Source organism: Thermococcus sp. 5-4 (assembly GCF_002197185.1).
Taxonomy (GTDB): domain Archaea; phylum Methanobacteriota_B; class Thermococci; order Thermococcales; family Thermococcaceae; genus Thermococcus; species Thermococcus radiotolerans.
The window spans coordinates 1,113,575-1,126,193 of the sequence record NZ_CP021848.1; the positions used below are offsets into that span (position 1 = coordinate 1,113,575).

The 12,619-nt window shown below is 55.4% G+C and carries 9 protein-coding genes; 3 read left to right on the forward strand and 6 right to left on the reverse strand.

All coding sequences use genetic code 11. From position 1 onward, the window contains the following. Window positions 1-5 precede the first annotated feature (5 nt). The 4 genes from serS to CDI07_RS10180 form a co-directional block, all read right to left on the reverse strand. Window positions 6-1,373, reverse strand: a complete 1,368-nt coding sequence (serS, locus tag CDI07_RS06145) for a serine--tRNA ligase (RefSeq protein WP_088180773.1) — start codon at window positions 1,371-1,373, stop codon at window positions 6-8. Between the two features lie 93 nt (window positions 1,374-1,466). Further along, a complete protein-coding gene (locus CDI07_RS06150; protein WP_168169243.1) occupies window positions 1,467-5,222 on the reverse strand; it encodes a CARDB domain-containing protein in 3,756 nt (1,251 codons plus the stop codon). A gap of 477 nt (window positions 5,223-5,699) precedes the next feature. Beyond that, on the reverse strand, window positions 5,700-6,902 hold the full coding sequence (gene glp, locus CDI07_RS06155; RefSeq protein WP_088180775.1) for a gephyrin-like molybdotransferase Glp: 1,203 nt from the start codon (window positions 6,900-6,902) through the stop codon (window positions 5,700-5,702). 64 nt (window positions 6,903-6,966) lie between these two features. Then, on the reverse strand, window positions 6,967-7,119 hold the full coding sequence (locus tag CDI07_RS10180; RefSeq protein ID WP_168169244.1) for a hypothetical protein: 153 nt from the start codon (window positions 7,117-7,119) through the stop codon (window positions 6,967-6,969). Between the two features lie 130 nt (window positions 7,120-7,249). Between CDI07_RS10180 and CDI07_RS06160 the strand changes: the two genes are divergently transcribed. The 3 genes from CDI07_RS06160 to CDI07_RS06170 all read left to right on the forward strand — a co-directional run bounded on the left by CDI07_RS06160 (window position 7,250) and on the right by CDI07_RS06170 (window position 10,926). Next, window positions 7,250-8,011 carry a hypothetical protein gene (locus tag CDI07_RS06160; protein ID WP_088180776.1) on the forward strand — a complete coding sequence of 254 codons (762 nt, stop codon included), beginning with the start codon at window positions 7,250-7,252 and terminating at the stop codon, window positions 8,009-8,011. After that, window positions 8,008-10,524 carry a CDC48 family AAA ATPase gene (locus tag CDI07_RS06165; RefSeq protein WP_088180777.1) on the forward strand — a complete coding sequence of 839 codons (2,517 nt, stop codon included), beginning with the start codon at window positions 8,008-8,010 and terminating at the stop codon, window positions 10,522-10,524. The genes CDI07_RS06160 and CDI07_RS06165 overlap by 4 nt, the downstream gene beginning before the upstream one ends. A 75-nt stretch (window positions 10,525-10,599) precedes the next feature. After that, complete coding sequence (locus tag CDI07_RS06170; RefSeq protein WP_088180778.1) at window positions 10,600-10,926, forward strand: PRC-barrel domain-containing protein; 327 nt, start codon at window positions 10,600-10,602, stop codon at window positions 10,924-10,926. A 9-nt stretch (window positions 10,927-10,935) separates the two neighbouring features. Here CDI07_RS06170 and CDI07_RS06175 read toward each other — a convergent pair whose 3' ends face one another. Further along, a complete protein-coding gene (locus CDI07_RS06175) occupies window positions 10,936-11,643 on the reverse strand; it encodes a metallophosphoesterase (protein WP_088180779.1) in 708 nt (235 codons plus the stop codon). Between the two features lie 41 nt (window positions 11,644-11,684). Next, the gene (locus CDI07_RS06180; protein WP_088180780.1) at window positions 11,685-12,551 is read right to left on the reverse strand and encodes a hypothetical protein; all 867 of its coding nucleotides are present in this window, start codon (window positions 12,549-12,551) and stop codon (window positions 11,685-11,687) included. Window positions 12,552-12,619: the final 68 nt, after the last annotated feature.

A 12,619-nucleotide genomic window follows, 5' to 3' on the forward strand; every position in this document is an offset into this window, starting at 1 on the left:
AGACATCAGTACTGGCAGCACTTCTCCTTCATGTGGGCCGGCAGTATCTCCTTGAAGCCTGTGTACTTCCAGATCGCCCTCGGGAGCTTTACCACGCCCTCTTCCGTCTGGAAGTTCTCGAGTATCGCCACTATCGCCCTCGACGTCGCTATGGCAGTCGAGTTGAGCGTGTGAAGGAACTTGGGCTTCTCGTGGGTCTTGTCGCGGTAGCGGATGTTCAGCCTTCTCGCCTGCCACTCGGTGCAGTTGCTCGCGCTGACAACCTCGCGGAACTTGCCCTGGCCGGCCATCCAGGCCTCGATGTCGTACTTCTTGGCAGCTACATATCCCAGATCGCCGGTGCAGATGTTCACAACGCGGTAGGGAATCTCAAGCTCCTGGAATATTTCCTCCGCATTCTGGATGAGCTTCTCGTGCCACTCCCAGCTCTCCTCGGGCCTCGCGTAAACGAACTGCTCGACCTTGTGGAACTGGTGAACGCGGAAGATTCCCTTCGTGTCCTTTCCCGCCGTTCCGGCCTCCTTCCTGAAGCAGGGGCTAACGCCGACGTAGAGGAGGGGCAAGTCCTTCCCCTCGATTATCTCGTTGGCGTGAAGGCCGGCAAGTGGGTGCTCGGCCGTCGGGATGAGGTAGAGGTCCTCGCCCTCGACCTTGTATATGACGTCCTCGAAGTCTCCGAAGCTCGTGACGCCTTCCTCAACAAAGCGCCTGACCATATAGGGCGGTATGACCGGGACAAAGCCCTTCTCGATGAGCTTGTCGAGGGCGAAGCGGAGCAAAGCTAGGTCGAGGATAACCAGCTCGTTCATGAGGTAGTAGAACCTCGCACCGCTGACCTTGGCGGCCCTCTCGAGGTCGGCACCGCGGAGGAGTTCAAGCATGTCAACGTGAAGCCTCGGCCTCCAGTCGAGGACTTCGTACTCCATCTTTCCGAGGCTCTGCTCCTTGAAGGTCTCGAGAAAGCCCTCCCAAACTCTCGCCTTACCCCAGAACCTTATTGGAACGTTCTCGCTGTCGTCCTTACCTATGGGAACGCTCTCGTGGGTGATGTTCGGCAGGCGCCAGAGGTAGTAGTCTATCTGCTTTCTCAGCTCCTCAACCTCTTTCTCAAGTTCCTCGATCTGCTTCACTATCTCGTTGCTTTTAGCCAGCAAATCGTCTACCGGTTCGCCGGCCTTCTTGCGCTTGCCTATCTGGACGGCAAGCTGGTTGCGCTCCTTCCTGAGGGCGTTTATCCTCTTCAGGTTCTCACGCCACTTCCTGTCGAGCTCCAGAATCTCGTCTATCCACTTGAGCTTCTCAAGCTCGCCGCGCTTTATGAGGTCGCCCTTAACGAGGTCGGGATTTTCACGGATGAGCTTTATGTCCAGCATAGTCTTTCACCTGGGGAAAGAAGGTGAAGGAGTTTAAAAAAGGTTTTGATGCTCGATTCGTCTTCCTTTCAAGGGTAAAGAAAGGGAACACAATCAGCCCCCAGACTCTCCGAGGGCCTGTTTCAGTAGCTCCACTGCCTCTTTCTCGGCGAGGTATGCCTTCCGGGCCTTGTACCAGAGCACCGGCTGGGTAACGTAGCCCCACATTTCCCCGCGTATCTCCTCGAGGGAGCTTCCCCGCCAGGCTTCTCTTATGAACCCGACGCCCGTGGAGTTTAGGTCCCTAACGCTGGCGAGAACGTCTTCGTTCACACCCTGCCGAACCGCCGTGGGGTAGAGCTCCGAGAGCTCCTCGTAGTTCATGAAGAACCATCTCGTCCACAGGTTCCACATGTCAAAGAGCACGCCGTATGTCTCCTCCCCGTAGCGTCCAGGAGGCTTGCTCGGGGCAGGTTCAACAAACGCCTCAACGCTCAGGTTGTTGTTGCTCTCGTTGAACTCCTCGATCGAGTTGTCTGGGTCAACGACCGCGGTGAGGTTGTAGATGCCAGCGTACTCCGGAGTCCAGTTGAAGGAAAGGGTGACGTTGGCTCCCGGGTTCAGCGCCGAAATCAGGGCGCTTCCCAAAATGTCCGAATCCGCGTAGAGCGTGACGTTTACATCGCTCGCAGAGGCGTTGCCGGAATTGAGAACGGTCACGTTGACTGTAACGTTGTCACCAGCCTGCATGATTGAGGGCACCGAGACGTTCAGAACCACTAAGTCTGGCAGCCTCTCGGCGACGTTAACCGAGACGGCGAACCCGTTGTTCGTCTCGTTGAACTCCGGGATAACGTTGTCTGGGTCGGCAACGACCTCAAGAACCGCACTGCCGGCTTTACTTGGTGTCCATGAAAGGCTGACGTTGGTCGGAGAGCCAACAGGGAGCAGGGGTATAACCTGGCTCGATACGGGGACCCCGTCCGCGTAGAGGGTGACGTTGACGCTGGTAGCGCTAACGTTGCCCCGGTTGAGCACGGTCGCGTTTATCACCGCCAGCTCTCCCCTCACGAGTTCCGGCGGCAGGTAAATCCGGGTAACAGTTAAGTCCGGTTTGTATATCGGAGCTTTGACGACCTGCACCCAGATGGAATGCTCGTTGTTAGTTTCTACGTATTCCCTGACGGAGTTCTCGGGATCTGCCACGGCTGTAAGGTTGTAGAGGCCCGGGAGTGCTGGAGTCCAGTTGAAGTGGAGGGTCACATAATCCCCGACGTTCAGCCCGGCCACGCTCTGGGTCCCCACAAGGCTCGAATTCACGTAGAGGGAAACGTTGAAGGATGGAGAATCAAGGGTGCCGTTGTTAAAGACCGTGACGTTCACCGTTACAGGACTTCCGTTCTGCGGCAGGGCGGGTGCGGCCATCCCTGTTATCAACAGGTCCGGCAGCCTCTCAATGACCCGAACCTCAGTGGAGAGGGCGTTGTCCGACTCGTCCAGTTCAAGAACTGAATCCGATGAATCGGCTATCACGGTCAGGTTGTAGGTTCCGGGGGTTGATGGCGTCCACGAGAAAGTAACCCCAATATCCGAGCCCGCTCCAAGCCCGGAGACTAGAACGGTGTCGATGACGGTTCCGTTCGCTGTCAAAGTAACGTTGAAGGGGCCAGCGGAGTAGGTTCCATCGTTGGCAACAGTCGCGTTTATCTGAACGGTATCTCCTGCGTAAATCGTACCCGGTGTGGAGATGTTTGTGACGATCAAATCCGCCCTGAGCTCTGGCCCGACCGTCACTGTCACGTGCCGCTCGTTGTTGCTTTCGTTCGATTCGATTACGGAGTCGTTCGGATAACCCGGGTCTGCCATGGCGGTGAGATTGTAAACCCCCTGTGCCGGCGTCCACGTGAAGTTCAGGGTGATGCTTTCCCCAGTGGCGAGGCCAGTCACGGTGGTGTCCCAGATTTCGGTTCCGTTCTCAAGAAGGGTTACGTTGAATGGGCCGGCGTCTCTCGTTCCAACGTTCTCCACCGTGATCGTAACGTTATATACGTTCCGAGTCGGGTCCACCAGCACGGCGCTGAGGTTTGAAACCGTTAGGTCGGGAAGGTTCGGGGGAACGGCCAGGGGCAGGTAGTCGGTGTTGTTACCGTCTATCTGGTATGGGACATCGCATATACCGTCCTGGTCAGCGTCCGTGCAGTTTTGACTGAAGCCCGTTCCAGTGGAGTTCGCCCAGAAGTTCCCTCCGAGGTATGGGCCACCCACGATATTGAAGCCCCGCGTCTTTGAAACGTTCCAGGCTATGCTCGAGTTGAAAAGTCTAGTGCCGTTGGACGAGTTGAAGAAGTTGTTATAGACAACGCCACTGAAGAGATTGCCCGCCATTAGTGCAAAGGTGGTGTTGCTTATGTAGTTGCTGGAGATGCTGGTAAGGTTGGAGAATACTACAATGAGCCCATACTCGCCGTCAAGGGCGCGGTTTTTGCTCATATTCATCTGGGCCGAGAATGCATTCGCCATGAAAATGGTGGAGTTCCTGATGTGGTTTCCTTCAACGCTCGCGTTGGCGCTTACGCCGAACGCAATCGCCCCGGGCACGAAGAACTCGCTGCCCCAGCTGATGTTGCTTTTTATGTCCGAAACTGTGTTGTCAACGACTTTCGTCCCGTTAGCTATGAGTCCAACGATTCCCATTCCAAAGTTCGTCACGGTGTTGTTGGCTATCAGCACCGTTCTCGGGGTTGCTACCACAAGAATACCCGTTGCCCCAGGGTCGTAGTTTTCTCCGTAAACAACGTTCCCAGTCACATTGACATTTCGAATCTGGAGAGTTGAGATGGAACTGAATATCCAATCCAATAATCCCTGCACAGTGGTGGCATTGGGGGTATTGTTGTTCCCAGAAGGGCCACCGCCCTCCAATAATGGGAGTCCCTCGATGAGAATACCTCCAGTGCTAAAGTCAATGTTTCCAGCGGTTGCGTTTGAGAACGCAATCGTGTTATCCGCTATGGACGTGTCTGTGATGTTGGCCGCAAAAATTCCCGCCGAGAAGTTGAGTATTCTGTTGTTTTCTATCGCGATGACCCTTGAGTCGGTGATGTTTACTCCAGTCTCCCCACCGAAGAACTCTGCTATGAAATTATCCCTTACTGAGATGTTCTGGGATAATTCGATGTGTATTCCGATGCGGGTTTCCGGCATAGTGTTTCTGGTTATTTCGATGTTGCTTGAGTTGAAGATTCTTATCGGCTGGTCTTTCTGGTAGCTATTGGAATTGATGGCGATTCCGGTTGAGTTTGCGACTTGTACACCGATGCCCTCAGACTGTTCACCCTGAGGGAAGTTGCTGTTTCTGACTGTAACGTTGGAGGAATTGGATATTCTGATGAGGAGGTCATAGTTGTCAATTGTGACGTTGTCAATCAAAACATCGTCCGTATTCGTTATGTTGATTCCTGGCCCGTTATCTGCATAGCTGCGGGTGAAAACATCGCCCCTGAGGGTTACCTTGGATGAATTGCGTATCTCTACAACGGTGATTGAAATTTCGTTCGAGGTTACACCCGTGACCTCAATGTTTGAGCTGTTGGTTGCCACGAGCATCCTCCGGGAATCTCCTGCATATGTATCCACAATGCGTAGCCCGTCCGTGTTCGTGACGTTGACTATGGTGTTGTATGCCCCCGCGCGCGTGTTTTCCAGGGTTATGGACTTGCCGTTGTTGACGAAGAGGAAGTTGGGTGGGTTTGGGCCAGGCTCCTGTACTGTGTTGTTTATATAGACCTCACTGGAGTTTAGAGAGTAAATGGAATAGTCACTCACATTCCAAAAGGTCGTGTTGTACACGGTCACATTGGCCGCGTTCATTAGTATTATCCCTGCAGATGCGTTGGTTATTTTTATGTTCCTTACCGTTACGTTGTTCAGGATTCCGGAACCTGGGGAGATACGTGCAATGCCGATAGCCTCTCCCCCGTCCTCGTTTATAGTGCTGCCGTTCCCGTCAATAACAACGTTGCTGGCGTTAACCCAGATGCATAAGGTACCGCCGGCGTTTAGATCGCCAGAGAGCACGTAATAGCCCGATTCATTGATGGTCACTCCACATGTGTCTATCGTCTTAACCACAGGCGCTGCAGAAACCGCCGCTTCTCCCCGCCAGGGAAAGACCAGAAAAAGAGACCCAACAAGGAGAAGCGTCACAAGGAAAGCCATCAAGCCTTTGCCCATTTGAGTGCGCCTCCTCATGAGAGCTATAGTTCATCTGCGTGTTTTAACTATTTAAAGTCTCTTATCGTATCAATTCAAGAAATGATTAGAAAAGTTTCAAAATTGGTGTTGAGATTAACCAAAGAACGTAACTTCTACTTCCTCTCCCGCCTCCAGTATCTCCACGTTCTCCGGCACCTCGATGAAACCGTCGGCATCCACGAAGCTCGTGACCGCTCCGCTTCCCTTGAGTATGGGTAGGGCTTTTTCGCCCTCTATCCTGACCGGCAGGAACTGACGTCTGCCTTTGACGGAGAAGACCTTGTGGGCGAGCTTTTTCCTGACCTTTCTGACCTCGTTCTCTCTTCCGAGGAGCTTCCTCAGAAGCGGTGCAACGAGCAGGGTGAAGTTGGTCAGGCAACTGGTCGGGTAGCCGGGCAGGCCAAAGACCGGCTTTCCGTTGATCAGGCCGATTATTGTCGGCTTACCCGGCTGAATCGCTATGCCGTGGATCTTTACCTCGCCGAGCTCCTCGATTATCGAGCTGGTCAGATCCCTTATTCCCCCGCTCGCACCGCCGCTGAGGATTACCATGTCGCAGCACTCGATTCCCTTCTCGATGAGCGCCTTGAGGCTCTCGCGGTCGTCTCTGGCTATGCCGAGAAAGAGAGCCTCGCCACCGAGCTCCCTGACTGCGTCCACTATGGCGCGGCCGTTTATGTCGTATATCTGCCCGTGCCTCAGCTCAGTCCCGGGAAGAACCACTTCGTTTCCGGTGCTTATCACGGCAACCTTGGGCTTCCTGAAGACTTCGACTTCCGAGAAACCGACCGCCGAGAGAAGCGCGGTGTCCTTGAAGGTCAGCCTCGTTCCGCGTTTGAGGAGGGTCTTTCCCCGGGGAATGTCTGTTCCGGCCTTCATGACGCCGAGGCCCGGGTAGGCCGGCTTGTAGATGACGACCTCCTCTCCTTCCCTGTCCACGTCCTCGAACTGTATCACCGCATCGGCACCTTCGGGCAGGGGCGCGCCCGTGGAGATGTAAACGCTCTCACCGGGTTTGAGCTCCACCGTTGGAGTGTCCCCAGCGTTTATCTCCCCGACGACCTTCAGTCTAACCGGCTCGCTTTCGCTCGCCATGAAGGTGTCCTCAGCCCTTACGGCGTAGCCATCGACCGTGGCGCGGTCGAAGGGCGGGACATTTATCGGCGATGTCACGTCCTCGGCCAAAACCCTGCCGAGGGCCTCGCTCAGTGGGACGCTTTCGATTTCTGGCTTCAGGGGGAATGAGTTTATGACCTCCAGGGCTTTCTCCAGAGGAACGACCTTCAGGAACGCCATTCTATCACCGGGAGAAAAGAGAACGCCTTTCTATAAATGGGTTGCGTAAAAGAAAACGTTTAACTCACCACTCTTCATCCTCTTCCCAGTCTTCCTCCTCCCACTCATCTTCCCAATCCTCATCCTCCCAGTCCTCTTCGAGTTCCCACTCCTCCTCTTCCTCAAAGAGCTCCTCCTCAAACTCCTCGACCTTCTTCTTTTTCTTAGGAGGCTGCATCCGTATCCCCCTTTCTACTTGCCAATAATGGCTTATAAACTTTTTTCCACAGAATCGAAGCCTTTCGTGGCCAAAATTTTTGATTAGAACGGTTAGAAAGGTTTTTAATTGTGGAGACGTATCAGAAACCATGAGAGTAGCGATAGTAACAAGCGACGCCAGGGTTTACTACCTGGCAACAAAGGTGCTGAAGGAGTACCACATACCCTTCCACAGCATTCGGGTCGGGGACAGGATACCCTTCGATGTTGAGGTCGTCCTGACGGGCGAGGCTGACTACGACAGGGTGGACTTTCCAGTCAAGATTATCGTGAGAAACGAGAACTTTATAGACGAACTCCTCGCCAAGCTTGAGGGGAGGGAGAGGTTTAAAAGGGTATACATAGCCATTGACCCCGGTGAGAGGCCCGGCCTGAGCGTCGTCGCCGATAACCGCGTGCTCGAGGTTCACCACCTGAAGAGCCCGCGCGACGTTGAAATAATCCTCGACCTGCTGGAGAAGTATCCCGGTGCTAAAATCAAGATAGGACACGGGGCCAAGAGGCAGAGGGTTCTCATGCTGAAAGCCCTCGCCGACCTGCTGGGATACGATTATCCAATCACCGTCGTCAACGAGTCGAGAACGACCCCCAAGGTTGGGGGGATAGACGTCTCCCAGGTTCAGGACATCGTGGCGGCCATAAACATAGGCCTGCGCGAGGGGAGGGAGGTCCCCATCGGAGAGCTCATAGAGGCCAAGGAGCCCACCAAGCGTGAGATTGATGACATAAAGAGACGCAGCCGCGAGCTGAGCGGGAACATCACGATATCCTCAAAGCTCGCCCGTGAGGTGGCCCTGGGCAATCTGACGCTTGAGGAGGCTATCGAAAAGCAGAGGAGGCGGTCAAGATGATTTTTGGTAAGGACGAGGAGAGGTACGAGAAGATAAAGCTCCGCGTTGCCGAGGCTTTGAAGAGAGACGTTGGAAGGGGGATAGTCCGCTTCGACCGGAAGTATCAGAAGCAGCTCGGCGTCGAGCCCGGCGACATCGTCGAGCTGATTGGAGAGAGAACCACCGCCGCGATAGTCGCGAATCCCCATCCCGACGACCGTGGACTGGACATCGTCAGGATGGACGGCTACATCAGGAGGAACGCCGGGGTGAGCATCGGCGATTACGTCACCGTCGCCAAGGCCGAGGTGCAGGAGGCGAAGAAGGTCGTGCTGGCGCCGGCCCAGAAGGGAGTTTTCATCCAGATACCCGGCGATATGGTCAAGCAGAACCTCCTGGGCAGGCCCGTTCTGAAGGGGGACCTCATAGTGGCAAGCAGCAGAAGCGAGGGCGGCTACTACGGCGGCTCACCCTTCGACGAGCTGCTCAGGGGTCTCTTCGAGACCATGCCCATCGGCTTTGGGGAGCTCAAGTTCGTCGTCGTGAACACCGTCCCTAGGGGCATAGTTCAGATAACCTACAACACCGAGGTCGAGGTTCTTCCGCAGGCGGTGGAGATACGCGAGGAGGCCATCCCGGAGGTCACCTACGAGGACATAGGCGGTCTGAGCGATGCGATTCAGAAGATACGCGAGATGGTCGAGCTGCCGCTCAAGCACCCGGAGCTCTTCGAGAGGCTCGGCATCGAGCCGCCGAAGGGAGTTCTCCTATACGGCCCGCCGGGAACAGGTAAGACCCTCCTTGCAAAGGCCGTTGCAAACGAGGCCAACGCGCACTTCATAGCCATCAACGGGCCGGAGATAATGAGCAAGTTCTACGGTGAGAGCGAGGAGCGTTTGAGGGAGATATTCAAGGACGCCGAGGAGAACGCACCGAGCATCATATTCATAGATGAAATTGACGCCATCGCTCCGAAGAGGGAGGAGGTCGTCGGGGAGGTTGAGAAGCGCGTTGTCAGCCAGCTGCTCACGCTCATGGACGGCCTGAAGGGCAGGGGCAAGGTCATAGTCATAGGTGCAACCAACAGGCCCGATGCCCTCGACCCGGCATTGAGAAGACCTGGCAGGTTCGACAGGGAGATCGAGGTCGGCGTTCCCGACAAGAAGGGCAGGAAGGAGATACTCCAGATACACACCAGGGGAATGCCCCTTGAGCCGGACTACGACAAGGCCACCGTCCTCAAGGTTCTCAAAGAGCTCCTGAAGAGGGAGACCTTTGAGAGGGCGAAACTGGAGAGGCTCATCGAGAGGGTCGAGGCCGCAAAGAGTGACGAGGAGGTCAAGGAGGCCCTCAAGAGCGAGAGCGAGGTCTATCCTGAGGTCAGGAGCAGGCTGATAGACAGAATGCTAGAGGAGATAGCCGAGAAGACGCACGGCTTCGTTGGAGCCGACCTGGCCGCACTAGCCAGGGAGGCCGCCATGGTGGTCCTCAGGAGGCTCATCAACGAGGGCAAGATAAGCCCGGAGCAGGAGAGGATTCCTCCGGAGGTTCTTCAGCAGCTGCGCGTTAGAAAGGCGGACTTCTACGAGGCCCTCAAGATGGTCGAGCCTTCCGCTTTGAGAGAAGTCCTCATCGAGATGCCCAACGTCCGCTGGGAGGACGTCGGTGGGCTCGAGGAGGTGAAGCAGGAACTCAAGGAAGCCGTTGAGTGGCCCCTCAAGTACCCGAAGGCCTTCCAAAGGCTCGGAATAGAGCCGCCGAGGGGAATACTCCTCTACGGTCCGCCCGGAACGGGTAAGACCCTCCTCGCTAAGGCGGTCGCAACCGAGAGCGAGGCGAACTTCATCGGCATCCGCGGGCCGGAGGTGCTCAGCAAGTGGGTGGGCGAGAGCGAGAAGCGCGTGAGGGAGATATTCCGCAAGGCCCGCCAGGCGGCTCCAACTGTGATATTCATCGACGAGATTGACGCGATAGCCCCCGCCAGGGGAAGCGACATGAGCAGGGTCACCGACAGGCTCATAAACCAACTGTTGACTGAGATGGATGGCATAGAGCGCAACAGCGGTGTGGTCGTCATAGCCGCAACAAACAGGCCGGACATCCTCGATCCGGCTTTGCTGAGGCCCGGACGGTTTGATAGACTCATACTCGTTCCGGCACCGGACGAGAAGGCCAGGCTGGAGATACTCAGGGTTCACACGAAGCGCGTCCCGCTGGCGAGCGATGTGAACCTCCGCGAGCTGGCGAAGAAGACGGAAGGCTACTCCGGAGCTGACATAGAGGCCCTCGTGAGGGAGGCAGCGCTGCTGGCGATGCGCAGGATAATGGCCGAACTCCCGGCGGAGCTGGTCGAGGAGGAGAGCGAGGAGTTCCTTGAGAAACTCAGGGTTTCAAGGAGGGACTTCGAGGAGGCCCTCAAGAAAGTCAAGCCGAGCATAACGCCCTACATGGTCGAGTACTACAGGAACTTCGAGGAGAGCAGGAAGTCAAGGGTCGAGAAGAGGGCAGCCGGTCCAGACTACTACACCTTCTGATTTCTTTTCCCTTTGGAAAAAGTTTTATACGTTGGTGCCCAAGAACTTACACGATTAAACCGAGGGGTGGCGAAAATGGTCAAGATAATAGCCTCCAAGCTTAGGGACGTGGAGCTGATAACCGACACGGGTATAAGGCTCGGCTGGGTCTACGACCTCAGCTTCGATGAGGAAACCGGCGATATTCTTGTGATAGTTGCCGAGCCCGATGAGGACCTCGATACGAGCGAGTTTGTCACCGATCACGAGGGTCTTCTCCTCATCCCTGTGAGCGCGGTTAAGAGCATCGGAGAGGTAATCATAATAGACTCCAGCAAGCTCGCGGTCAAGTCCAAGCTCAGAAGGGTCGGCACGATAAAGAGGAGACTCACGGAGGAAGAGTCGAGAACCCTTGGGGAGTGATCCCCTCTTTTAATACCCCTCGTAGAGTCTCATGGCCAGGAACCTCGGAAGTCCCGCTTCTATTATCTTCTCCGCGGCAGAATCGACATCGTACTCCACCCTGTAAAACTCAACGTTGTCGGGGGGCTCTTTTTCGGTGTCGATCAGCGCGTAGGCTGCCCTCCAGTCTCCGTCCCTGGGCTGGCCCACGCCGCCGGGGTTGATGATCCTCCTGCCGTCTATCACCCTCAGCATGGGCACGTGGGTGTGGCCGACGAGGAGGTCGTCCTGTCTGACATAGCTCAGAACCGCTCTGAACTCCTCGTCAGAAAACCAGGGGAAGAGGTACTCGTCTATGGGGGCCCTCGGCGAGCCGTGGATGAGGAGATAGCTCCTGCCGGCATCGTCGGTGAAGAGCTGCCTTACCGGAAGCCTCCTGAGAAACTCAAGGTTCTCGCTCGTCATCACCCGCTGGTGCCACCTCACCGCCTGCCTGGCGTAGGGGTTGAAGCCCCACTCCGCCCCAAAGGCTATCGCGTTGTCGTGGTTGCCGCGGACGCAGAGAAAGGTTCTTTTCTCCATCTGCTTCCGGACGAAGTCAACGACCTCGTTTGGGCTCGCCCCGTAGCCGACCAAGTCCCCCATACAGAGAACGGCGTCGGCGCTCTTTACCTCCCGCCAGACCGCCTTTAAAGCTTCAAGGTTCGAGTGGATGTCGGAGATGAGGGCGATTAGCATGGAATCACCTGATGAATAGACGGTGAGGAAATAGAAAAAGGTTAGGTCCTCCAGAGAAGACCGGCAAAAATCATCAGCAGGCCAAGGGAAAGGGAGAGCGGGCCTTCAGGACCAATCTTCTCAACCGGACATTCCCCTTCGATGAGACGAAAATGTGAATAGTTGAAGGCTGTGAACGATGAGCCCCTCTCAACGCTCACCAAAGCTGGAAGGGTCTCATCGATGGGATTGAGGTCAATCCCGTAGGTGTAGTACGTAACCCTCCCGTTTCCAAGATCGACGTAGCCGTCTATCCAGACCTTTTTTGGAGTGGTGAGGCTATAAATGACCTTCAGGACCCGTGGTTCTCCATGGAGTGTTACGTTCAGCCGCGGAATCTCGATGGAATCTCCCAGGATTATTTCCGTCCTGTTCTGATCGACTATCACGATGCGCCCCCGAGGATTCAGGAATCCAAGCTCCGCACCGTACCGGGTGAGGGGAAACTGGATGGCGTCAACAGATTCCAGGACAACAAACATCCCGGGTTTAACATCAAATACGTAACCACCGGCCAAATTGGCATAGACTTCTACTTTTTCGTCCCCGAGCCCATCAACCTGAATCCTTCTGAAAAATATCGGAGTTTTCGGGAGATACAGTTCTCCCCGCCGATTGAAGACTACATAAACGTCCCTTTCGGGATCCCTGACAGTCAGGTTTTGTCCCATGAGGGGAACCCTTACCGCAAGGACGGTTCCGTTCACAATGCCCCCGTTTGTTATGTTGAATATCCTCAGCTCATGCACGGATTCATTGGAGAGGGTTGAGGCACAGGTGCACGCCGGGCGTGAGTTGTAGTCCCACGCAGTCAGGAGACTCCCAATGAGCACAAAGATGACGCCCAGTATTAAGATGGGGCGCTTCACAAGACCCACCGTCACAGAATTGGAACAAACTTCCTAAGAACTTTTTGTCGTAAAGATTGAACAAAGAG

Coding starts and splice junctions, on each gene's coding strand:
- glp (WP_088180775.1), bottom strand. CDS start 6,902: ATGGCGTTCCTGAAGGTCGTTCCTCTGGAGAAAGCCCTGGAGGTCATA.
- CDI07_RS06150 (WP_168169243.1), bottom strand. CDS start 5,222: ATGAACGCGGCCAATGTGACCGTGTACAACACGACCTTTTGGAATGTG.
- CDI07_RS06160 (WP_088180776.1), top strand. CDS start 7,250: ATGAGAGTAGCGATAGTAACAAGCGACGCCAGGGTTTACTACCTGGCA.
- CDI07_RS06165 (WP_088180777.1), top strand. CDS start 8,008: ATGATTTTTGGTAAGGACGAGGAGAGGTACGAGAAGATAAAGCTCCGC.
- CDI07_RS06175 (WP_088180779.1), bottom strand. CDS start 11,643: ATGCTAATCGCCCTCATCTCCGACATCCACTCGAACCTTGAAGCTTTA.
- CDI07_RS06170 (WP_088180778.1), top strand. CDS start 10,600: ATGGTCAAGATAATAGCCTCCAAGCTTAGGGACGTGGAGCTGATAACC.
- serS (WP_088180773.1), bottom strand. CDS start 1,373: ATGCTGGACATAAAGCTCATCCGTGAAAATCCCGACCTCGTTAAGGGC.
- CDI07_RS10180 (WP_168169244.1), bottom strand. CDS start 7,119: ATGCAGCCTCCTAAGAAAAAGAAGAAGGTCGAGGAGTTTGAGGAGGAG.